Source organism: Niveibacterium terrae (genome assembly GCF_048213115.1).
GTDB lineage: Bacteria > Pseudomonadota > Gammaproteobacteria > Burkholderiales > Rhodocyclaceae > Niveibacterium > Niveibacterium terrae.
The window spans coordinates 3,824,893-3,845,586 of the sequence record NZ_CP172404.1 but is presented as its reverse complement, the minus strand read 5'-3'; the positions used below and the strand labels follow the sequence as shown (position 1 = coordinate 3,845,586).

21 protein-coding genes are annotated in these 20,694 nt (G+C 62.8%); 16 read left to right on the top strand and 5 right to left on the bottom strand.

The window, feature by feature from the left end; translation table 11 throughout:
* Positions 1-9 precede the first annotated feature (9 nt).
* Positions 10-618, bottom strand: coding sequence for a YitT family protein (locus ACHFB9_RS17630; protein ID WP_417068822.1), 609 nt, complete (start codon positions 616-618; stop codon positions 10-12).
* 124 nt (positions 619-742) lie between these two features.
* Between ACHFB9_RS17630 and ACHFB9_RS17625 the strand changes: the two genes are divergently transcribed.
* Positions 743-943, top strand: coding sequence for a SlyX family protein (locus ACHFB9_RS17625; RefSeq protein WP_417068821.1), 201 nt, complete (start codon positions 743-745; stop codon positions 941-943).
* 2 nt (positions 944-945) lie between these two features.
* Here the strand turns inward: ACHFB9_RS17625 and ACHFB9_RS17620 are convergent, their stop codons facing one another.
* Positions 946-1,356: a PilZ domain-containing protein gene (locus ACHFB9_RS17620; RefSeq protein WP_417068820.1), complete on the bottom strand. Its 411-nt coding sequence runs from the start codon at positions 1,354-1,356 to the stop codon at positions 946-948.
* 162 nt (positions 1,357-1,518) lie between these two features.
* On the opposite strand from ACHFB9_RS17620, the gene ACHFB9_RS17615 reads away from it, so the two are divergent.
* The 3 genes from ACHFB9_RS17615 to ACHFB9_RS17605 all read left to right on the top strand — a co-directional run bounded on the left by ACHFB9_RS17615 (position 1,519) and on the right by ACHFB9_RS17605 (position 4,551).
* Positions 1,519-1,803: a hypothetical protein gene (locus ACHFB9_RS17615; protein ID WP_417068819.1), complete on the top strand. Its 285-nt coding sequence runs from the start codon at positions 1,519-1,521 to the stop codon at positions 1,801-1,803.
* Between the two features lie 244 nt (positions 1,804-2,047).
* Positions 2,048-3,079 (top strand): OmpA family protein, encoded by a 1,032-nt coding sequence (locus tag ACHFB9_RS17610; protein ID WP_417068818.1) that lies wholly within the window; start codon positions 2,048-2,050, stop codon positions 3,077-3,079.
* Positions 3,080-3,252: 173 nt separating this feature from the next.
* Positions 3,253-4,551, top strand: coding sequence for a hemolysin family protein (locus ACHFB9_RS17605; protein WP_417068817.1), 1,299 nt, complete (start codon positions 3,253-3,255; stop codon positions 4,549-4,551).
* Here ACHFB9_RS17605 and ACHFB9_RS17600 read toward each other — a convergent pair whose 3' ends face one another.
* Positions 4,552-6,531: a UvrD-helicase domain-containing protein gene (locus ACHFB9_RS17600; protein ID WP_417068816.1), complete on the bottom strand. Its 1,980-nt coding sequence runs from the start codon at positions 6,529-6,531 to the stop codon at positions 4,552-4,554.
* An 80-nt stretch (positions 6,532-6,611) separates the two neighbouring features.
* Positions 6,612-8,483: an MFS transporter gene (locus tag ACHFB9_RS17595; protein WP_417068815.1), complete on the bottom strand. Its 1,872-nt coding sequence runs from the start codon at positions 8,481-8,483 to the stop codon at positions 6,612-6,614.
* A 501-nt stretch (positions 8,484-8,984) separates the two neighbouring features.
* On the opposite strand from ACHFB9_RS17595, the gene ACHFB9_RS17590 reads away from it, so the two are divergent.
* From ACHFB9_RS17590 to ACHFB9_RS17545, 10 genes are all read left to right on the top strand, one after another.
* Positions 8,985-9,326 (top strand): ATP synthase subunit I, encoded by a 342-nt coding sequence (locus tag ACHFB9_RS17590; protein WP_417068814.1) that lies wholly within the window; start codon positions 8,985-8,987, stop codon positions 9,324-9,326.
* A gap of 2 nt (positions 9,327-9,328) precedes the next feature.
* Complete coding sequence (gene atpB, locus ACHFB9_RS17585) at positions 9,329-10,189, top strand: F0F1 ATP synthase subunit A (protein ID WP_417068813.1); 861 nt, start codon at positions 9,329-9,331, stop codon at positions 10,187-10,189.
* Between the two features lie 56 nt (positions 10,190-10,245).
* Positions 10,246-10,491, top strand: coding sequence for a F0F1 ATP synthase subunit C (atpE, locus tag ACHFB9_RS17580; RefSeq protein ID WP_417068812.1), 246 nt, complete (start codon positions 10,246-10,248; stop codon positions 10,489-10,491).
* A gap of 41 nt (positions 10,492-10,532) precedes the next feature.
* Positions 10,533-11,003: a F0F1 ATP synthase subunit B gene (locus ACHFB9_RS17575; protein ID WP_417068811.1), complete on the top strand. Its 471-nt coding sequence runs from the start codon at positions 10,533-10,535 to the stop codon at positions 11,001-11,003.
* Between the two features lie 6 nt (positions 11,004-11,009).
* Positions 11,010-11,543, top strand: coding sequence for a F0F1 ATP synthase subunit delta (locus tag ACHFB9_RS17570; RefSeq protein ID WP_417068810.1), 534 nt, complete (start codon positions 11,010-11,012; stop codon positions 11,541-11,543).
* Between the two features lie 9 nt (positions 11,544-11,552).
* The gene (atpA, locus tag ACHFB9_RS17565; protein WP_417068809.1) at positions 11,553-13,091 is read left to right on the top strand and encodes a F0F1 ATP synthase subunit alpha; all 1,539 of its coding nucleotides are present in this window, start codon (positions 11,553-11,555) and stop codon (positions 13,089-13,091) included.
* Positions 13,092-13,106: 15 nt separating this feature from the next.
* Positions 13,107-13,976 carry a F0F1 ATP synthase subunit gamma gene (gene atpG / locus ACHFB9_RS17560; RefSeq protein WP_417068808.1) on the top strand — a complete coding sequence of 290 codons (870 nt, stop codon included), beginning with the start codon at positions 13,107-13,109 and terminating at the stop codon, positions 13,974-13,976.
* Between the two features lie 25 nt (positions 13,977-14,001).
* Entirely contained in the window at positions 14,002-15,426 is a 1,425-nt protein-coding gene (gene atpD, locus ACHFB9_RS17555; protein WP_417068807.1) for a F0F1 ATP synthase subunit beta, read from the top strand.
* Between the two features lie 62 nt (positions 15,427-15,488).
* Complete coding sequence (locus tag ACHFB9_RS17550) at positions 15,489-15,914, top strand: F0F1 ATP synthase subunit epsilon (protein ID WP_417068806.1); 426 nt, start codon at positions 15,489-15,491, stop codon at positions 15,912-15,914.
* A gap of 107 nt (positions 15,915-16,021) precedes the next feature.
* Positions 16,022-17,392 carry an MATE family efflux transporter gene (locus tag ACHFB9_RS17545; RefSeq protein ID WP_417068805.1) on the top strand — a complete coding sequence of 457 codons (1,371 nt, stop codon included), beginning with the start codon at positions 16,022-16,024 and terminating at the stop codon, positions 17,390-17,392.
* 6 nt (positions 17,393-17,398) lie between these two features.
* Here the strand turns inward: ACHFB9_RS17545 and ACHFB9_RS17540 are convergent, their stop codons facing one another.
* Positions 17,399-17,863: an Lrp/AsnC ligand binding domain-containing protein gene (locus tag ACHFB9_RS17540; RefSeq protein WP_417068804.1), complete on the bottom strand. Its 465-nt coding sequence runs from the start codon at positions 17,861-17,863 to the stop codon at positions 17,399-17,401.
* Positions 17,864-17,993: 130 nt separating this feature from the next.
* On the opposite strand from ACHFB9_RS17540, the gene ACHFB9_RS17535 reads away from it, so the two are divergent.
* The gene (locus ACHFB9_RS17535) at positions 17,994-19,292 is read left to right on the top strand and encodes a D-amino acid dehydrogenase (RefSeq protein ID WP_417068803.1); all 1,299 of its coding nucleotides are present in this window, start codon (positions 17,994-17,996) and stop codon (positions 19,290-19,292) included.
* Between the two features lie 273 nt (positions 19,293-19,565).
* Positions 19,566-20,678, top strand: coding sequence for a branched-chain amino acid ABC transporter substrate-binding protein (locus ACHFB9_RS17530; RefSeq protein ID WP_417068802.1), 1,113 nt, complete (start codon positions 19,566-19,568; stop codon positions 20,676-20,678).
* Positions 20,679-20,694 lie beyond the last annotated feature (16 nt).

Below are 20,694 nucleotides of genomic sequence, written 5' to 3'. Positions count from 1 at the left end.
GGCCGAGGCTCACATGCCCATGTAACGGCCGGGGCGGTGGTTGAAGGTCAGCACCAGGTTCAGCACGACGGCACCGACGATGGACAGCGCGACCCTGAACGGATCCATGATCGTGAAGGCTGCCGCGACGATCGCGCAGTCGGCGGCCATCTGCACTTTTCCTGCGCTCCAGCCGCGCTTTTGCTGCAGCCAGATTGCGAGCACACCCAGCCCTCCGAGGCTGGAGCGGTGACGGATCAGCATCAAAAGCCCTATCCCGAAGAGCAGTCCGCCCATCACTGCCGCGAAGGCTGGCTGGAGAAAGTCGATGCGGATCAGCTGGGGCAGGAATTCCGCGTAGAGCGAGAGCAGGCCGACCGAGACGAAGGACTTGATCGTGAAGGCCCAGCCCATCGTGCGCTGCGCGAACACATAGAAAGGCAAGTTGATCGCGAAGAAGATCGCGCCGAAAGGCCAGCCTGTCGCGTAGTGGAGCAGGAAAGAGATGCCCGCCGTGCCTCCTGTGCCGAGGCCGGCGTGGCGGAACAGTACGACGCCAAGCGCGACGAGCAGAGTGCCACCGAGCAGGGCCTGGGCGTCTTCGAATGGCGTGTGGGGGTAGGTGGTTTCTTGAGTCATCGTGGGCTCTATGGGGGGAGAACCGGGCTTGTGGCCCGTAAGGGGCAGAGTATCGGTGATAGTGGCGGGTGACGCGAGCGCACGCTCGGGGGATACTGCGATCCCCCAAGATCAGGAGTTCACGATGAATGCCCGCCTCGACGAACTGGAGGCCAAGCTGACGCTGGCCGAAGATCTGCTCGAAACCCTCAACATGACGGTGTTCCGGCAGCAACAGCAGATCGATCAGCTGCAGGCCGCGCTGCGCCAGCTCGCGCTGCAGATGCAGTCAGGCGGGGGCGGCGAGGCGCGCCGGCCCGAGGAAGAAGTCCCGCCGCACTGGTGAGTTCAGATCAGCGAAGGTCCTTGGACGATCGCTTCGGCTTCGGCGGCCGAGATCCGCACTGAAGCCAGCGAGATCACATGGGCGGTCAGCCATTCCTTGAGGTCTTCGGTTCCCGTTCCGTCCAGGGTCAAGAAGGAGCAGCCGATCAGGCTGCCCTCGCCGTTCGGAACTTCGTTGACCGCTTTGGCGCGGCCGCGGATGCGGTCGGGGATACCTTCGATGCGCAGCGCGAAAGCGAACTCCTGGCCCGGCTGGAGCGGGATAGGAGTCGGCGCGCTGAAGCCTTCGAGCGAGACGTCGTTGAGCGGGAAACGGCTACCGTCCAGTTCCACCCAGAAGCAGGGATTGTCCCCGCGTCGGGCGAGAAAGCGCTGGTGCCGGCGGCGTTCGGTGTATTCGTCGGTATTGCTCATTCTGAAGAGGCTCCGGATCAAGAACGGGGGGCGATGCCGTTCATGTGCAATATTACCGGTTTGCCGCGGTATGAGCCGTAGCACGCATGTCAACCTTCGTCACAGAGGCGCGTTAGTGAGCACTGTGGTGCGAAAGCGCACTGTGTACTCAGGAGAATGATGATGGGTAGTCTGCTCAAAGAGTCCTATGCGGAGTTTCTGGATTCCTTGAAGGATGCTGGCGTGGCGATCACCGACGAGCCTTCGGTTCGCGAACGTCTGGCCGAAGCCAGCGGCTGGCGCTTTGCGTTCATGACTCTGGCGGCCAACGGCCGTTCCATCGGCATCCGCTTCATCGACCGCGGGGCCCGCAACAACGCAGCGAAGATCCGCACGGCCTTCGCCCGCCACGAATTTCCAGCCAATGCGGACTCGGTTTTTGCCGCTAACCTGGCAGCCGATCTGTAATTCCCCTTTCCGCCTCAGTTTGTTTCGGCACCCGGTTTCCGGGTGTTTTTCTTCCGCTCGGATGAGCCCGGAAAGGGTTCGGGCATGGCTTCGCCCGTCTGTTGTTGATGTGATATATGTTTGGTGTTTTCGCAACAATTGCGATGGTTTTTTCGAGCAGCCAGTCTATCCTTGAAAAGCTTCGGGCCGGAAAGGCATCCCGGCCACGATAAAAGTCGTCATCAAATAAAGGGAGAAACAAGACATGCCTATCAAGTTTCGCACTCTCGCTCTGCTGAGCCTCGGCGCCCTTGCGCTGCCGGCCGCCGCTGAATCCTACAACCCCTCTTGGTATGGCCTGGCTGGAGTCAACGTCCAGCAAGCCGACAAGGACTGGAATACCGACAAGGTTCGCCTCGGCGGCGGCATCAAGCTGGGCCTTCCTCTGTCGCAGAGCTTCGACCTTCAGATCAATCTGAGCCAGGGTCGCAGCGCCGAGGATGACCGCAAGTACCACCAAACCCTGGGTGGCGCCGATCTGCTCTACATGTTCTCGCGCGGTAGCGTTCGTCCCTTCCTGCTGGCCGGTATGGGTTCCGAGCACGACAAGTACGAAGATTCCACCGTGTCGAAGAGCAAGAGCGCCTTCTCGCTCGACGTCGGTTCCGGCGTTCAGGTCTTCTTCACCGACCGCATCTTCGCGCAGGCCGATGCACGCTATGTCCACGGCTTCGTCAATGAAGACCGCTGGGGTCGCAAGAACAACGGCAACGGTCTCTATGCCCTGAGCGTTGGCTATGTGTTCGGCGAAGCGCCGAAGGCTGCTCCGGTCGTCGCTCCGGCTCCGGTCGAGGCTCCGGCTCCGGCCCCGGTCGTCGAAGCCCCGGCTCCGGTCCCGGTTCCTGAACCCGTGTTCGAGAAGACCACGCTGTCGGCTTCCGAGCTGTTCGCGTTCGATAAGGCTGAACTGAAGGCGGATCAGCCCAAGCTCGACCAGATCGCTGCCGTTATCGGTCGCCACGGTCACACCGAGCAAGTTCTGGTGACCGGTTATACGGACCGTCTGGGCTCGACCAAGTACAACCTGACCCTGTCGAAGAAGCGTGCTGAAGCGGTCAAGACCTACCTGGTCAGCAAGGGTGTTGCGGCCAATCGCATCGAAACCGTTGGCAAGGGCAAGGCTGACCCGGTTGCTGCCTGCACGGGCGTCAAGAAGCGCGTTGCGCTGATCGAATGCCTGGCCCCGAACCGCCGCGTCGAAGTCGCTCCGATCACGATTACCCGCCGGGTCAAGTAAGCAGCAAGTCCTTTCCCGCGCGCTCTTGCGCGGGCTGAACGGGGCGCCTGAGGCGCCCCGTTTCCTTTTTGCGCCGTGTCCTTTCACGCGCTTCGCGGCTCTTCTGTAGTTCTCTTGTCGCAACAGATCCCCTATAGTCGGAGGCTTGTAACGTCCCCTTTCCGGGAGTTGGTATGTCGATGTCCTTGCAGTTGGTTCTGGTTTTCGCGCTGATCGCGTGTTCCGCTTTTTTCGCCATCGCTGAAATTTCGCTTGCCGGATCGCGCAAGCTCAAGCTTCAGGCTCTGGCCGATACCGGCGATCCCGCGGCGACCGAAGTGCTGGCCCTGCAGGAGCGTCCCGGCCATTTCTTCACGGTGGTTCAGGTCGGACTCAACACCGTCGCAATCCTCGGCGGTATCGTCGGCGAGGGCGCGCTGTCTCCGTGGTTCGAGCGCGTGATCAGGCTCTCGGGGGGGGGCGAGGAGTTCGCCGCATCGCTCGGTTTCATCCTGTCCTTCACGGTCGTCACCGCCCTCTTCATTCAGTTCGCGGATCTGATTCCGAAGCGGATCGCGATGGCGAGGCCGGAAGCCTGCGCCCGCGCCATCGTCTGGCCCATGCTGCTGCTGACCCGGCTGTTCGCGCCGCTGGTCCTGCTCTTCAATGGAATTGCCGATCTCTTTTTCCATCTGACCGGTCTGCCGGAGGCGCGCGAAGAGCGCGTGACCACTGAGGATATCGTTGCGCTTGTCGATGCCGGCGCGACTTCCGGCGCTTTGCACGGAGATGAGCGCCGCCTGATCGGCAACGTGCTCGATTTCGGCGAGCGCCCGGTTGCCGCTGCGGCGACGCCGCGCGACAGCGTCGTCTTCCTTGATCTGACCGAGGACGCGACGATCCTGCGCGAGAAGATCGTCGGCAGCGATGCCGAGGACTTCCTGGTCTGCCGCGAGCGGATCGATGACGTGATCGGTTTCCTCGAACTGCGCGATCTGATCCCGGTGCTCGCCGACGGGGGCCTAGAACGCCTGCCTGAGATCCTGACGACGCTGAGCCTGCGCACGCCACTGGTCGTGCCCGACTCGCTGACCCTGGCCGATCTGCTCGAACGCTTCAAGGAGACGCACAAGGACTTCGCGGTCGTCGTTAACGAATACGCGTTGGTGGTCGGAACCGTCACGCTCGACGATCTCGTGCACTGCCTGATGGATCACATCGTCGTGCCCGAATCGGATCAGCAGATCGTTCAGCGGGGGCCGGATTCCTGGCTCGTCGAAGGCATGACGCCGATCGGCGACGTCAAGCAGCTGATCGACGTCGAATACGCGCCGGGCGAGGAAGGTTACGACACCGCGGCCGGCTTCATGATGTACATGATGAAGCGGATTCCGAAACGGGCCGAAGGCTTCGAGTTTTCAGGTTTCCACTTCGAAGCGGTCGATATCGACAACTTCAAGATCGACCAGGTCATGATCACGCGTCAGAGCTGATCAGCTCCGGCCCAGCATTTCGCGCAACGCGGCGAGTCTGGCCTGGGCGTCCTCGCGCGACGCGGGTGCGTTGCGGTCGGGGCGGTGCAGGCTGCCCTCTCCGAGCTCGTCTATGAAGCGGGACGCCTCGACCGTGCGCACCTCGCCGGCCGCCTTGCGCTTCTCGCAGGCAGTGATCGTCAGGCTGCGCTGGGCGCGGGTCACGCCGACATACATCAGCCGACGCTCTTCCTCGATCTGATCGTTGTCGATGCTGGACTGGTGGGGCAGCAGGCCCTCCTCGACTCCGATTAGGAAGACGTGCGGCCATTCCAGGCCTTTCGACGCGTGCAGCGTCGCGAGCTGGACACCGTCGAAATCGTCGTCTTCCTTGTCGAGCATAGAGATCAGCGCGATCGTCTGGGCCGTCTCGATCAGTGTTTTGCCGTCCTCTTCGCCCTTGCGCGAGATCCAGCCGGAGAAGTCGGTCACGTTGCTCCACTTCGTCTCGGCTTCGCGGGTGTCGCAGTTCTCGAACAGCCAGGTCTCGTAGCCGATCGCGCGGATCATGTCGTGGATGACCTGGCCAGCCGGCTCGCGGTTGGCGCGGTATTCGATCCGGTTGATGAAGGCGCAGAACTCGCGGACCGATTCGAGATGGCGGCTGCTCATGTGCTGCGCGACGCCTTCCTCGTGCGCGGCCGCGAACAGGCTGATGTGGCGCGCTCCCGCATAGTTGCCCAGCGCTTCGAGTGTCGCCGCGCCGATGCCGCGCTTGGGCGTCGTGATCGCGCGGATGAACGCGAGATCATCGTCGCTGTTGAGCAGAAGGCGCAGATAGCAGGTGATGTCCTTGATCTCGGGGCGGTCGAAGAAACTCTGTCCGCCCGAGATCACATAGGAGATCTTGTGGTTGCGCAGCGCCTGCTCGATCAACCTGGCCTGATGGTTGCCGCGGTAGAGGATCGCGTAGTCGCGGTAATGAGTCTTGAACTCGAAGCGGTGCGCCGAGATTCGCGCCGCAACCCAGTCGGCCTCGGCCTCCGGGCTGCGCTGCATGACGACCCGGATCGGGTCGCCCATGCCGTGCTCGGACCACAGCGTCTTCTCGAACAGTTTGGTGTTGTTCGCGATCAGCGTGTTCGCGGCGGTCAGGATCCGGTTGGTCGAGCGATAGTTCTGCTCCAGCTTGATGACCTTGAGCTTGGGGTAGTCGCTCTGCAGCAGGTTCAGGTTCTCGACGTCGGCGCCGCGCCACGCGTAGATCGCCTGGTCGTCGTCGCCGACCGCGGTGAAGGCGCCGCGCACTCCGGCCAACAGGCGCAACAGTTTGTACTGGGCGCGGTTGGTGTCCTGGTACTCGTCGACGAGCAGGTAGCGCAGCTTGTTCTGCCAGCGCTCCAGCGCCTCCGGGTGGTTCTCGAAGATCTCGACCGGAAGCCGGATCAGGTCGTCGAAGTCGACCGCCTGGTAGGCGCGCAGAGTCTTCTCGTAGGCCGGGTAGAGCTTGGCGGCTGCGGCGGTGATCTCGTCGGAGGCGAGCTTCTCGGCTTCCTGGGGCGGGATCAGCGCGTTCTTCCAGCCCGAGATCGCCCACTGGATGCCCTTCAGTGTTGCCTTGTCGGCCCCGCCCGAGATCTCGGCGATGATCTGCATGATGTCCGAGGAGTCGAGGATAGAGAACTGCGGTTTGAGTCCGACCAGCTTTGCTTCCTGGCGCACGATGCGCACGCCCAGCGCGTGGAAGGTGCAGACCGTCAGCGCCTTGATCGAGTGTCCCTGCATCAGTTGGGCGACCCGCTCCTGCATCTCCTTCGCGGCCTTGTTCGTGAAGGTGATCGCCGCGATATTGCGCGGCTCCATCCCGCAGGTGATCACGAGGTGTGCGATCTTGTGCGTGATGACCCTCGTCTTGCCGCTGCCCGCGCCGGCCAGGACCAGACAGGGGCCATCGAGGTATTTGGCGGCCTCGCGCTGCGGGGCGTTGAGTTTGGACAGCATCGGATAGGGGTGAGGCGGGGAGGAGGCTCGATTTTACCGGAGCGGCGCGCTCCCGACGGGCGGTCTCCTCCTTTTAAGTATCAGGGGCGGGCGCGCAGCGCTGCGACGATCTCGCGCAGGCGCTCGGGCTCCACGGCGTCGGACGGAACCGCCTCGCCGATGGCCAGATCGACCCGGCTGAAAGGCATGCGCCGGAAGGGGCGGGTCATCGCCGCGCCGTTCTTGCGTGAAAAGAAACTGCCCCAGAGGCCGGACAGCGCCATCGGGATCACCGGGACCGGTGTCCGGTCGACGATGCGGGCAACTCCGGCCTTGAACGGATTGAGTTCCCCCGTGTGGGTGATGCCGCCCTCGGGAAAGATTCCGACCAGCTCGCCCGCTTCGAGCGCTGCCGCGACTTCGTCGTAGGCACGCCTGAGCATGTCCTCGTCCTCCTTCGCCGGCGCGATCGGGATCGCGCGCGCCGCGCGGAACACGAAACTGAGGAGCGGGGTCGCGAAGATCCGGTGATCCATCACGAAGCGGATGGGGCGCCGGCTCTCGGCCATCAGGATCAGCGGGTCGACGAAGCTGACGTGGTTGCTGACGAGCAGGGCTGGCCCTTCGGCCGGGATGTTGCCGTAGCCGCTCGCGCGAACCCGGTAGACGGTATGGACCAGCAGCCAGACGATGACGCGGAGCAGGAACTCTGGCACCAGGCTGTAGATGAAGATGGCGACCGCGATGTTCATCAGCGCCGTATAGAGGAAGAGTTCGGGGATGCTGGCACCGAAGTGCAGGGCCAGAAAAGCGTAGCCGGCCGACGCGACCATGAAGCCGGCGTTGAGGATGTTGTTCGCGGCGATGATGCGCGAGCGGAACTCGGGCTCGCAGCGCGACTGGATGATCGCGTAGAGCGGCACCGTGAACAGGCCACCCGAGACGCCGAACAGTACGAGATCGGCGATCAACCTCAGGCTGCCCGGCGCGGCGAGGAAGGCGGCAACGCCCAGGTTCGCGTGTGGCGCGGCCGGGCTCGCGAAATAGAGCTCGGCGCCGAAGGCCGACAGGCCGATCGAGGCGAGCGGAACCAGCCCCATTTCGACGCGCCCGCCCGAAGCGCGCTCGGCGAGCAGGGAACCGAGTGCGATGCCGACGATGAAGTTGGCGAGCAGGAAGGTCGCCAGTTGTTCGTTGCCGCCCAGCACGTCTTTGACATAGGGGCCGAACTGGGTCAGCAGCATCGCGCCGTAGAACCAGAACCACGAGATGCCCACCATCGACAGCCAGACCGTGCGGTTGCTGCTGGCGATTGCAATGTTGCGGCCGGTCTCGGTGAGCGGGTTCCAGTTGATGACGACCCGCCCTAATGGCTTCGCTTCCGGTATGCCGAAGCTGGAGAGCCAGCCCGCGACTGCCAGCACGACGCAGGCGCAGCCTGCCCAGTGGGGGCCACGCCCCGGAATCGCGATCAGCAGGCCGCCGAGGATCGAGCCGAGCAGGATCGCCGCGAAAGTGGCGCTCTCAATCCACGCGTTGCCGCTGACCAGCTCGTCGCTGTGCAGGTGCTGGGGCAGGATCGAATACTTGAGCGGTCCGAACACGGTCGAGTGCAGGCCCATCAGGAACAGCGCGGCGAGCAGAAAGGGCACGGAGGACGCGAAGAAGCCGGCGGCCGCGAGCAGCGCGATCGCGATCTCGGCGAACTTGACCCAGCGGATCAGCTCCGCCTTGTCGAAGGCGTCGGCGATCTGCCCCGCCGAGGCCGAGAACAGGAACATCGGCAGCACGAAGAGGCCCGAGGCGAGCTGAACCATCAGCGCGGGCGTGAGCCCCATCACTTCGCCGCCCTGGAACGTGATCAACAGCAGCAGCGCCTGTTTGAGTACGTTGTCATTGAAGGCGCCGAGAAACTGGGTGATGAAGAGCGGAGCGAAGCGGCGTGTGCTCAGCAGTGGGGTTCGGTGGGGCATCGGGAGAGCCTGTTCAGGGGGCGAGTGATTATGCCTGTGCCGGTTCGGAACGACGAAGAAGCGGTGTTGTGCGGATGCACACGCGAAGTTTGCGCCAGATCAGGCAAGTTCATAATTTGGTGTGGCATTTCGGATGGTGCAATTTGGTGCATTGACCGAGTCGGGTTGGGGGTTCAGAATGCGTCCTATTGTTAGTTCGATCGTTCATTCTAAGTCTTTCGCCCATGCTCCCCCCAGCCCGGCACCCGAAAATTTGCGTAAACCTTGCGTCCTTGTCGTTCCTGGACAAAACAGTTGCGTGCCATGACAAATGCGAGACTCGCAAAACCGTCTCCCGCGGAGCGGTGTCATGCCGACGGGTTGGCCTGGCTCTGCTACAAAATGGTGCAAACTGTTCTATCTTGAGCAGTGCTGACGGGAACTATCGCTGGTTTGACTTGGATCAGGCGAATCCTTACGATGGAATCCGTTCTTGGGACGCGTTCGTGGCGGTGCGGGAAGATGATCAAGACTGTATTCCTGCAGATATTCGCTGCGGCGATTGCAACAGCCCTCGGCGGCGTGTTGTTCGGTGTGTCCGGCGCGATTTCGGCGGCAATGGGCGGCGCGGCCTGCTTCATTCCCGCGGCGTTGTTCGCCATTCGCCTGAACGCTGTGACGAAACGCCCAGGCGCTTCGTTCGCGGCTGCTTTTCTGGTCGGCGAATTGATCAAGATCGTGCTCGGAACAGGGTTGCTGGCGTTGATCCCGCTGCTGTTTCACGGAGTCCATTGGGGCGCCGTGATCATCGGCCTGATCGTGACGCTCCAAGCCAATTTTTTTGCCTTTTTGCTTAAGACGTAAATATGGTCACAGGACAAGAAGCGAATGCGCCAACGGCTGGTGAATACATCGTTCACCACTTGACGCACTTCAACACTACCGGGGAAGCCCAGAAAAGCATCGTTGACTGGAGCGTGATCAATGTCGATACGCTGTTCTGGTCCGTGCTGCTCGGCCTCATCACCCTCTTCCTTCTCCGCCGTGCTGCGGTCAAGGCGACTTCCGGGGTTCCCGGGCGCTTCCAGGCCGCGGTCGAAATCCTCGTCGAGATGGTTTCCGATCAGGCCAAGGGCATCATTCACAGCGCCGAGTCGCGCAAGTTCGTCGCGCCGCTGGCGTTGACCGTGTTCGTCTGGATCTTCCTGATGAATGCGATGGACCTGCTGCCGCTCGATCTGGTTCCCTGGATCTGGCAGCACATCACCGGCAATCACCACGCTTTCATGCGTTCGGTGCCGACCGCTGACCTGAACGGAACCTTGGGCATGTCGATCGGCGTGCTGCTGATCTGCGTCTGGTACAACATCAAGATCAAGGGCATCGGTGGCTGGATCCACGAACTGTTCGCCGCGCCTTTCGGCGACAAATGGTTCCTGTACCCGGTCAATTTCCTGATGCAGATGATCGAGTTTGCCGCGAAGACGATTTCGCACGGCATGCGGTTGTTCGGCAACATGTATGCCGGCGAGCTCTTGTTCATGCTGATCGCGCTGATGGGCGCGGCCTGGGGTGGCTCCGGCGTTGCCGGTCCGCTGCTCTTCCTGGGTCACCTGGTGGCCGGTTCGGCCTGGGCCATCTTCCACATCATGATCATCATTCTTCAGGCTTTCATCTTCATGATGCTGACCCTCGTCTATGTCGGTCAGGCTCACGAAGGCCACTGATCCTGAAGTTTTTTTCTGGTTTGATTTAACCCCACTTTGTTTTTGAAGGAGTCGTCATGGAACACATTCTCGGTTTCGTCGCGCTGGCCGCTGGTCTGATCATCGGTCTGGGCGCTATTGGTGCCTGTATCGGTATCGGCATCATGGGTTCCAAGTACCTCGAAGCTTCCGCTCGCCAACCCGAACTGATGAACGCGCTGCAGACCAAGATGTTCCTGCTGGCCGGTCTGATCGATGCCGCCTTCCTGATCGGTGTCGGTATCGCGATGATGTTTGCCTTCGCCAACCCGTTCAAGCTCTGATCCGGCCTCGTCCCATTCACTGATTTTCCGGGAGTGATGCCGTGAATCTGAACTCAACGCTGTTCGCGCAGCTCCTTGTGTTCTTCATCCTCGCCTGGTTCACGATGAAATTCGTGTGGCCACCGATCGCGAAGGCACTCGACGAGCGCGCGGCGAAGATCGCCGATGGACTTTCGGCTGCGGACAAGGCGAAGAGCGATCTCGCCCTGGCCGAGAAGAAGGTCGTCGAAGAAATGCGGCGTGCGCGGGAAACCGCAACGCAGGCCCGTGGCGTCGCTGAAAAGCAGGCGGCTCAACTGATCGAGGAAGCGCGCGCCGAAGCAGTCCGTATCGTCGCCGCCGCCCGTCAGGCTGCCGAAGAGGAAGCCGGAGCCGCGATGCACAAAGCCAAGGAAGGCCTGCGCGAAGAAGTTGCCGCGCTGGCCGTGGCCGGCGCCGAGCGCATCCTGCGCAAGGAAATCAATGCCCAGGTCCATGCCGACCTGCTGGCCAACCTGAAACAGGAACTGTAAGACGCCATGGCCGAAAACCTCACCGTCGCGCGCCCGTATGCCGAAGCGGCATACAAGCTGGCGCGTGAAGCCGATGCGCTTGGCGCATGGGCGAAGGCGCTGGAGCGCCTGGCGGCGGTCGCTGGCGATGCCGGCGTTCGGGACAGCCTGGGGGATCCGCGGATTGAGACTGAAAAGCTCAGCCGCGCTTTCATCGAGGCTGCCGGCGATCTTTCCACCGATCAGCAGAACTTCGTCACCGTGCTCGCGCACAACGAACGACTGAGCCTGCTGCCGGAAATCTTCACGCTCTTCATCGGACAGAAGAATGCCCACGAAGGCGTGCTCGATGCGGTGGTCAGTTCCGCTTTCCCGATCGACGATGCCACGCTTGCCCGCCTGGTTGCCGATCTCGAGTCCCGTTTCGGGACCCGGGTCCACGCCACCGTGCTGATCGATCCCGAGCTCATCGGCGGCGTCAAGATCGCCGTCGGCGACGAGGTGATCGACGCCTCGGTTCGCGGCAAGCTCGCTGCGATGTCCGCTGCGCTAAAGAATTAGGAGCTTTGTATGAACCTCAACCCGTCTGAAATCAGCGACCTGATCAAGAGTCGCATTCAGAACCTGCAACTGGGGGCTACGGCGCGCAACGAGGGCACCGTGGTCTCCGTGACCGACGGTATCTGCCGCGTGCACGGCCTGGTCGATGTGATGCAGGGTGAAATGCTTGAGTTCCCGGGCAATACCCTGGGTCTCGCGATGAACCTCGAGCGCGACTCCGTCGGCGCCGTCGTGCTTGGCGACTACGAGCACATCTCCGAAGGGGATACGGTCAAGACGACCGGCAAGATCCTCGAAGTGCCGGTCGGCCCCGAGCTGATCGGCCGCGTCGTCAACGCGCTGGGCATGCCGATCGATGGCAAGGGCCCGATCAACGCAAAGCTGACTGACAAGGTCGAAAAGGTCGCGCCGGGCGTGATCTGGCGTCGTTCGGTCTCGCAACCTGTGCAGACCGGCCTGAAGTCGGTCGACTCGATGGTGCCAATCGGCCGTGGCCAGCGCGAGCTGATCATCGGCGACCGGCAGACCGGCAAGACCGCGGTTGCGATCGACGCGATCATCAATCAGAAGGGTCAGAACATGACCTGCGTCTACGTCGCGATCGGCCAGAAGGCTTCGACGATCGCCAACGTGGTGCGCAAGCTGACCGAACACGGCGCGATGGAATACACGATCATCGTTGCCGCAACCGCTTCCGAATCCGCGGCGATGCAGTACATCGCGCCGTACTCGGGCAGCACGATGGGCGAGTACTTCCGCGATCGCGGTCAGGATGCGCTGGTCATCTATGACGATCTGACCAAGCAAGCCTGGGCTTATCGCCAGATTTCGCTGCTGCTGCGCCGTCCGCCGGGCCGTGAAGCCTACCCGGGCGACGTGTTCTACCTGCACTCCCGTCTGCTCGAACGCGCTGCGCGCGTCAACGAAGACTACGTCGAGAAGCAGACCAACGGCGAAATCAAGGGCAAGACCGGTTCGCTGACCGCGCTGCCGATCATCGAAACCCAGGCCGGTGACGTGTCCGCCTTCGTGCCGACCAACGTGATCTCGATCACCGACGGTCAGATCTTCCTCGAAAGCGACCTGTTCAACGCCGGTATCCGTCCCGCGATCAACGCCGGTATCTCGGTGTCGCGCGTCGGTGGTGCTGCCCAGACCAAGATCATCAAGAAGCTCGGCGGCAGCGTCCGTCTGGCGCTCGCCCAGTACCGCGAACTCGCGGCCTTCGCGCAGTTCGCTTCCGACCTCGACGAAGCGACCCGCAAGCAGCTCGATCGCGGCCGCCTGGTCACCGAGCTGATGAAGCAGCCGCAGTACGCGCCGCTGACGGTCGCCGACATGGCGGTCACGCTGTTTGCGGTCGCCAAGGGCTACTTTGACGACGTTGCGGTCAACCGTGCGCTCGCCTGCGAAGCTGCGATGCAGCAGTACGTTCGCACCCAGACTGCGGATCTGTACGCCAACATCGAAAGCACGAAGAACCTTGACGCTGACAGCGAAAAGGCTCTGACCGCCGCGATCGAAGCGTTCAAGAAGTCCTGGCAGTAAGGGGCGGAGAGCGACATGGCGGGCGGAAAAGAAATCCGTAACAAGATCAAGAGCGTGCAGAACACGCGCAAGATCACCAAGGCCATGGAGATGGTGGCGGCCTCGAAGATGCGTCGTGCGCAAGAGCGCATGCGCGCGGGCCGCCCCTATGCCCTGACGATTGGCCGGCTCGCCGCCAACCTCGCTTTGGCGAACGTCACCGACTATCGGCATCCGTTCCTGGGCAAGGTCGAGAACCCCAAAAAGGTGGGACTGGTTCTGGTCAGCACCGACAAGGGTCTCTGTGGCGGCCTCAACACCAACCTGCTCCGGCTCGTTGTGAACCGGATGAAGGAGTGGGAAGCCCAGGGCGTCTCCGAGATACGCACAACCTGCATCGGCAACAAGGGCCTGGGCTTCATGCAGCGCATGGGTGCCAAGGTCGTGTCGAACGTCACCCAGCTCGGCGACACGCCTCACCTGGAACGGCTGATCGGGCCGGTCAAGGTGATGATCAACGCATTTGAGCGCGGCGAAGTCGACGTCGTCTACATCGCATTCAACGAGTTCGTGAATACGATGAAACAGGAACCGAGGCTGATCCAGTTGCTGCCGCTGTCGGGCGAGTCGCTGGGCACGCCGGAGAGCACCTGGGACTACGTCTATGAGCCCGACGCGAAAGCGGTGATCGACGACGTGATGCTGCGCCTCGTCGAAGCGGCGGTCTATCAGACCGTGGCCGAGAACATGGCGTGCGAGCAGAGCGCACGGATGGTGGCGATGAAGTCGGCTTCCGACAACGCCGGCAACGTGGTCAAGCAGCTGCAGCTCATTTACAACAAGACGCGGCAGGCTGCGATCACCGGCGAGATCACTGAGATCGTCAGTGGCGCTGCGGCGGTGTAACGGTTTTAATGATTGGGGAAAGACGATGAGTCAAGGAACCATTGTTCAGTGCATCGGCGCTGTGGTGGACGTTCAGTTCCCGCGCGAAGCGATGCCCAGGGTCTTTGAAGCGCTCCACCTGGACGCTTCCGAAGACAATGGTCTGGTCGAATCCGGCCTGACCCTCGAAGTTCAGCAACAGCTCGGCGATGGCATCGTCCGGACGATCGCGATGGGTTCGTCCGACGGCGTGCGCCGCGGCATGAAGGTCAACGCAACGGGCGCCGGCATCTCGGTGCCGGTCGGTCACGGCACGCTGGGCCGCATCATGGACGTGCTCGGTCGGCCTATCGACGAAGTCGGTCCGATCGAATGCGACGAAAAGCGCGAAATTCACCGCGCCGCTCCGAAGTTCGACGAACTGTCGCCTTCGGTTGAGCTGCTCGAAACCGGCATCAAGGTCATCGACCTGATTTGCCCGTTCGCGAAGGGCGGCAAGGTCGGTCTGTTCGGCGGCGCCGGTGTCGGCAAGACCGTCAACATGCTTGAGCTGATCAACAACATCGCCAAGCAGCACTCCGGTCTGTCGGTGTTCGCCGGCGTCGGCGAGCGTACCCGCGAAGGCAACGACTTCTACCATGAAATGGCTGAAGCCGGCGTCATCAAGCTCGACGACATGAAGGAATCGAAGGTTGCGATGGTGTTCGGTCAGATGAACGAACCTCCGGGCAACCGTCTGCGCGTCGCGCTGACCGGTCTGACGATGGCCGAGAAGTTCCGCGATGAAGGCCGTGACATCCTGCTCTTCATCGACAACATCTACCGCTTCACGCTGGCCGGTACCGAAGTGTCGGCACTGCTCGGTCGTATGCCTTCCGCGGTCGGTTATCAGCCGACTCTGGCAGAAGAGATGGGCAAGCTGCAGGAACGGATCACCTCGACGAAGGTCGGTTCGATCACGTCGATCCAGGCCGTCTATGTGCCTGCGGATGACTTGACCGACCCCTCCCCGGCGACGACCTTCCTCCACCTCGACTCGACCGTCGTGCTGTCGCGTGATATCGCCGCTCTGGGTATCTACCCGGCCGTCGATCCGCTCGACTCGACCTCGCGCCAGCTCGACCCGCTGGTCGTCGGCGAAGAGCACTATGCGGTCGCCCGTCAGGTTCAGGCAACGCTGCAACGCTACAAGGAACTGCGCGACATCATCGCGATTCTGGGTATGGACGAACTGGCGCCGGAAGACAAGCTGACCGTTGCCCGCGCCCGTAAGATCCAGCGTTTCCTGTCCCAGCCCTTCCACGTTGCCGAAGTGTTTACCGGCTCGCCGGGCAAGTATGTCTCGCTGAAGGACACGATCAAGGGTTTCAAGATGATCACGTCCGGTGAATGCGATGCGCTTCCCGAACAGGCGTTCTACATGGTTGGCGGTATCGAAGAAGCCTTCGAGAAGGCCAAGACGGTGCAGTAACAGCCCTCTTGCCGCGCCCCTGAAAGGGCGGCGCGGCGGGAGCGCTCGAAAGGAGCCTCAAGATGGCAATGACGGTACATGTCGACGTCGTCAGCACCGAAGAGTCGATCTTCTCCGGGTTGTGCGAGTTTGTCGCGCTGCCGGGCGAAACGGGCGAGCTGGGTATTCTGCCCGGGCACACTCCGCTTCTGACCCGGATCCGTCCTGGCGCGGTGCGGCTGAAACTGCCGAATCAGCAACAGGAAGAGTTGGTGTTCGTCGCGGGGGGCTTGCTCGAAGTTCAGCCTGGCCTCGTGACCGTGCTCGCGGACACCGCGATCCGTGGCCGCGATCTGGACGAAGCCAAGGCGATGGATGCGAAACGCTCCGCTGAAGAGTCGCTCGCCAACCGCGAATCCAAGCTCGACTTTGCGCGCGCTTCGGCGGAACTCGCCGCGGCGACCGCCCAGTTGGCGCTGATCGAAAGAATGAAGAAGCGCGGGTACTGAACTCGTTTCAGTCTCCGCAGAGGGCAGCTTAGGCTGCCCTTTTTTCGTAAACCGAGCAAGAAAACGTTTTCAGACATAGAATCACAATTCACCCACTGGCCGCTCCCGTGACTCACTTTTCCCCGCCCCGCCCCAGGCTGTTCGCGATCACCTGGCCGATCTTCGCCGAGCACCTGCTGCACGCGAGCGTCGGCCTGCTCTTCGTTGCGCTGACCGCGCGTCTGTCGGATGCGACGGCCGCGGCTTTCGGCCTGTCGAACCAGATCATGGTCTTCTTCCTGATCCTGTTCCGGCTGGTCGGCATCGGCGCATCGGTCGTGATCACGCAGAACCTCGGCGCGGGCGATCGGCGCGGGGCTGAACGGATCGCGCGCGCCAGCCTCGCGGCGGCGAGCGCGCTGGGCCTTGCGTCAGCGCTGCTGGTCGCGCTGGGCGCCGACGGCCTGCTCTCGCTGATGAAGCTGCCCGATTCGCTGCGGCCCGAGGCGAAACCCTACCTCGTAATCCTCGGCGTCGTGCTGGCCATCGACTCGCTGAACTCGACGCTGACCTCGGTGCTGCGCGCCTACACGAGGACGCGTGACACGCTGCTGCAGATCGTTGCGACCTACCTGATGTCGCTGTCCTTCGGCCTGCCGCTGATGTACGGCTGGCTGGGACTGCCTCAGCTGGGCCTGATCGGGATAGGCATAGGCTTCCTGATCGCGCGCCTCGGTGGCCTCGCGTTCGCGCTGTGGCTGTGGCGCGAGCGGCTCGACATCCGCCCGCTGTGGCGGGACTGGTGGTGGATGCACCGCGTCCCGCTCGCCGAGATGATGCATATAGGCCTGCCCGGGGCCGGCGAGAACGTCGCTTACCGGACCGCCTTCACCTGGAACCTCGCCTTCGTCGCCGGCATGGGGCAGATGCCGCTCGCGACCCACACCTATCTGCTGCAGATCTCGTATTTCATCCTGCTGACCGGGCTGGCGATCGGTTTCGGTTCCGAGATCGTGGTCGGCCACCAGATCGGGGGCGGGCAACTGCACGCGGCGAACCGGCTGGTGCGCCGCTCCGTGGTCTGGGGCCTGGCGGCGGCGGTGGGCATCGCCAGCCTCGTCGCGCTGGCCGGACCTTGGATCTTCAGGATCTTCACGCATGATCCGGCGATCATCGCCCAGGGCTGCACCGTGCTGTGGGTGCTCGTGCTGCTGGAGCCTGGCCGCAGTTTCAACGTGGTCGTCATCAACTCGCTGCGCGCGACCGGCGATGTGCGCTTTCCGGTCGTCTTCGGCGTGTTCTCGATGTTCGGCGTCTCGGTCGGCCTGGGTTGGCTGCTCGGCGTTCATCTGGGCTGGGGCCTGATCGGCATCTGGCTCGGCTTCGCTGCCGACGAATGGGTGCGCGGCATTGCGATGTATCTGCGCTGGCTCAGTCACGCCTGGGTGCCTCATGCGCGCCGTACGCGGCGGCGCATCCTGAACCAGAACCGGGCCTGATCGGGACTATGCGAGCGGCAGTGCGAGGGTCTCGCGCACTTCTTCCATCACGACGAAGCTGCGCGATTCTGCGGCGGCCGGCAGCCGGTTCAGGATGTTGCCGAGCAGGCGCCGGTAGTCGCCCATCTCCGAGATCCTCGCCTTGACCAGGTAGTCGAAGTCGCCCGAGACGAGGTGGCACTCCATCACTTCGGGCAGCCAGGCGAGCGCCCGCTTCACTTCGTCGAACAGGTCGCCCGATTTGGCCGACAGCCGGATCTCGACGAAGACCAGAAGGTTCAGGCCCAGCGCGCGCGGATCGATCCGTGCATGGTAGCCGGTGATGACCTTTTCGCGTTCGAGCCGGCGCACCCGCTCGGCGACCGGGGTCGCCGAAAGACCGACTTTCTCGGCCAGTTCGGTCAGCGTCATCCGCCCGTTTTCCTGCAGAAGTTCGAGGATTTTTCGGTCGCTTCGGTCGAGGTTTCGCATTTCTCTGCTGGATCCCGGAGAGCCCCGAATTGGAGCGCGGATGTAACTCTAATGCACTAAAAGATCAGTGCAAAGCACTAGCTATCCCCCAATAGACTGGCGATAAGCAGTCAATCCAAAGGGGAAAGCCATGAAAGTCGTTATTCTCGGTGGTGGGGTGGTCGGGGTCAGCACGGCCTGGTATCTGGCGCAGGGTGGCGCGGAAGTCACCGTGATCGAGCGTCAACCCGATGTAGCGTTGGAGACCAGTTTCGGGAACGCCGGGCAGGTCTCTCCGGGCTATTCGACTCCGTGGGCCGCGCCGGGCATTCCGTTCAAGGCCACCAAGTGGCTCTTCATGAAGCATGCGCCGCTGCGCATCCGCCCCGACGGAACGCTGTTCCAGCTCCAGTGGATGCTCTCGATGCTGGGCCACTGTACCTCCTCGGCCTATGCGCGGAACAAGGAGAGGATGATGCGGCTCTCCGAATACAGCCGCGATTGCCTGCGCGAACTGCGCTCCGCAACCGGCATCGCCTACGAAGAACGCACCGGCGGCACGCTTCAGCTCTACCGCGACGAGGCTCAGCTCGAAGCAGCGAAGCGCGACATGAAAGTGCTCTCCGAACTGGGCGTGCCTTTCGAGCTTCTGACCCCCGAGCATCTGGCCGATGCCGAGCCCGCGCTGGCCGCGGTCGCCGGAAAGCTGACCGGAGGGCTGCGCCTGCCCAACGACGAGACCGGTGACTGCCAGATCTTCACCGAGCGCCTCGCGCAGATGGCCCGCGCGGCGGGAGTCAAATTCCGCTTTGGCCTCAGCGTCGATGCGATCGAGCAGGCGGGGGGGCGCGTCGTCGCGCTGAGGGCGGGGGACGAGCGCATCACCGCCGACCGCTATGTGCTCGCCGCCGGCAGCTATTCGACCGCGCTGCTCAAGCCTCTGGGGCTGGCGATTCCGGTCTATCCGCTCAAGGGCTACTCGCTGACCGCGGACCTGCTCGATGAAGCGAAGGCTCCTGTTTCGACGATCCTCGACGAGACCTACAAGATCGCGATCACGCGCTTCGACAAGCGCATCCGGATCGGCGGCATGGCTGAAGTCAGTGGTTTCGACCTGAGCCTGGCCGAGGGGCGTCGCGCAACGCTCGAAATGGTCACCGACGATCTGTTCCCGGGTGGCTGCGACCTGAAGGGGGCCGAGTTCTGGACGGGACTGCGGCCGATGACGCCGGACGGCACGCCCATTGTTGGTGCAAGTCCTCTCTCCAACCTGTTTCTGAACACCGGCCACGGCACGCTGGGCTGGACGATGGCCGCCGGATCCGGGCGTCTGTTGGCCGACCTGCTGCTCGGCAGGGTTCCTGAAATTCGCTCAGAGGATCTTGCGATGTCGCGCTACGGGCGGAGCTCCGCCAGGCCCGTCAAGGGAAACAATCTGGCGCTTTCGTAATAAGAACAACCTGGCGAGCGCAAGTGGCACGCCGATTGCATCAGAGCAATTAACTGCCCTGGAATCGCCTTGGTTTGAGATGTTTGTGCTTCACGTTGGGGCGCAATTTTGAAAACGTGGCACGGACGGAGCGGAGAGGGTTTCCGCGACCGAGGCTTCCGGGGGGTGTAAGGGAGGGGCGGGGATCCCGCACCTCCTCCGATCATCCGGTCCGCTCCCGGGATCTCCGGAACGCAGAGGGACTGACGTGTTGGTTCACTGGAGGAAGCGCTGATGAAAGAAACCCTGATTGCTCTCGCCGTGCTGGGTCTGGGGATGTCCGCAGCCCAGGCTCAGGATGTGGTCAAGATCGGAAACGTCGCACCGCTGACCGGGAGCAACGCCCACCTCGGCAAGGATCTCGAGAATGGCGCCCGCCTCGCCGTCGAAGAAGCAAACGCGAAGGGCGTCAAGATCGCCGGCAAGCCGGTCAAGTTCGAGCTGGTCGGCGAAGACGACCAGGCCGACCCGAAGACCGCCACGACGGTTGCCCAGCGCCTGATGGATGCGGGGGTCAAGGGGGTCGTCGGCCACCTGAATTCGGGCGCGTCGATCCCCGCCTCGCGGATCTACAACCAGGCCGCCGTGCCGATGATCTCACCGGCATCGACATCTCCGAAGCTGACCCAGCAAGGCTATAAGGGCGTGTTCCGGACGATAGGCAACGACGTCCAGCAGGGCTCGGTGATCGGCCGCTTCGCCGCGACGAAGCTGGGCAAAAAGGTCGCGATCATCGACGACCGCACCGCCTACGGTCAGGGCCTGGCCGACGAAGTCGAGAAAGGCGTCAAGGCAGTAGGCGGACAAGTCGTTTCGCGCGAGTTCACGACCGACAAGGCGACCGATTTCCTCGCGATCCTGACCAAGATCAAGGCTCAGAACCCCGACGTGATCGTGTTCGGCGGCATGGACGCCCAGGGCGGTCCGATGCTCAAGCAGCTCAAGCAGCTGGGCATTTCCGCGAAGTGGATCACCGGAGACGGCGGCTGCACGCCCGAGCTGATCAAGCTCGCCGGCGCTGCGCTCAGTGCGAAAACCTACTGCACCCAGCCCGGGCTGCCGCTCGAGCAGATGGCGGATAAGACCTTCAAGGATCGCTTCAAGAAGCGCTTCGGTGCCCCGGTGCAGATCTATGCGCCTTACGCCTACGATGCCGCGTCGGCGATCATCGAAGCGATGAAGAAGGCCGGATCGGTCGATCCCGCCAAGTATCTGCCGGCACTGAAGACGATCAGCATCAAGGGGGTCACTGGCAATGTCGCCTTCGACGCGAAGGGTGACATCAAGAACGGTGCGATCACCGTCTACCAGTTCGCCAGCGGTGACTGGAAAGCGCTCAAGAACTGATCTTCCCCTCCCGGCG

Excerpts from the sequence above, each read along its gene's own strand:
- ACHFB9_RS17600 (WP_417068816.1), bottom strand. The coding sequence starts at position 6,531 with ATGCTGTCCAAACTCAACGCCCCGCAGCGCGAGGCCGCCAAATACCTC.
- atpD (WP_417068807.1), top strand. The coding sequence starts at position 14,002 with ATGAGTCAAGGAACCATTGTTCAGTGCATCGGCGCTGTGGTGGACGTT.
- ACHFB9_RS17620 (WP_417068820.1), bottom strand. The coding sequence starts at position 1,356 with ATGAGCAATACCGACGAATACACCGAACGCCGCCGGCACCAGCGCTTT.
- ACHFB9_RS17625 (WP_417068821.1), top strand. The coding sequence starts at position 743 with ATGAATGCCCGCCTCGACGAACTGGAGGCCAAGCTGACGCTGGCCGAA.
- ACHFB9_RS17605 (WP_417068817.1), top strand. The coding sequence starts at position 3,253 with ATGTCGATGTCCTTGCAGTTGGTTCTGGTTTTCGCGCTGATCGCGTGT.
- ACHFB9_RS17540 (WP_417068804.1), bottom strand. The coding sequence starts at position 17,863 with ATGCGAAACCTCGACCGAAGCGACCGAAAAATCCTCGAACTTCTGCAG.
- ACHFB9_RS17590 (WP_417068814.1), top strand. The coding sequence starts at position 8,985 with ATGATCAAGACTGTATTCCTGCAGATATTCGCTGCGGCGATTGCAACA.
- ACHFB9_RS17530 (WP_417068802.1), top strand. The coding sequence starts at position 19,566 with ATGAAAGAAACCCTGATTGCTCTCGCCGTGCTGGGTCTGGGGATGTCC.
- ACHFB9_RS17615 (WP_417068819.1), top strand. The coding sequence starts at position 1,519 with ATGGGTAGTCTGCTCAAAGAGTCCTATGCGGAGTTTCTGGATTCCTTG.
- ACHFB9_RS17535 (WP_417068803.1), top strand. The coding sequence starts at position 17,994 with ATGAAAGTCGTTATTCTCGGTGGTGGGGTGGTCGGGGTCAGCACGGCC.
- ACHFB9_RS17570 (WP_417068810.1), top strand. The coding sequence starts at position 11,010 with ATGGCCGAAAACCTCACCGTCGCGCGCCCGTATGCCGAAGCGGCATAC.
- atpG (WP_417068808.1), top strand. The coding sequence starts at position 13,107 with ATGGCGGGCGGAAAAGAAATCCGTAACAAGATCAAGAGCGTGCAGAAC.
- atpE (WP_417068812.1), top strand. The coding sequence starts at position 10,246 with ATGGAACACATTCTCGGTTTCGTCGCGCTGGCCGCTGGTCTGATCATC.
- ACHFB9_RS17550 (WP_417068806.1), top strand. The coding sequence starts at position 15,489 with ATGGCAATGACGGTACATGTCGACGTCGTCAGCACCGAAGAGTCGATC.
- ACHFB9_RS17630 (WP_417068822.1), bottom strand. The coding sequence starts at position 618 with ATGACTCAAGAAACCACCTACCCCCACACGCCATTCGAAGACGCCCAG.
- atpA (WP_417068809.1), top strand. The coding sequence starts at position 11,553 with ATGAACCTCAACCCGTCTGAAATCAGCGACCTGATCAAGAGTCGCATT.
- ACHFB9_RS17610 (WP_417068818.1), top strand. The coding sequence starts at position 2,048 with ATGCCTATCAAGTTTCGCACTCTCGCTCTGCTGAGCCTCGGCGCCCTT.
- atpB (WP_417068813.1), top strand. The coding sequence starts at position 9,329 with ATGGTCACAGGACAAGAAGCGAATGCGCCAACGGCTGGTGAATACATC.
- ACHFB9_RS17595 (WP_417068815.1), bottom strand. The coding sequence starts at position 8,483 with ATGCCCCACCGAACCCCACTGCTGAGCACACGCCGCTTCGCTCCGCTC.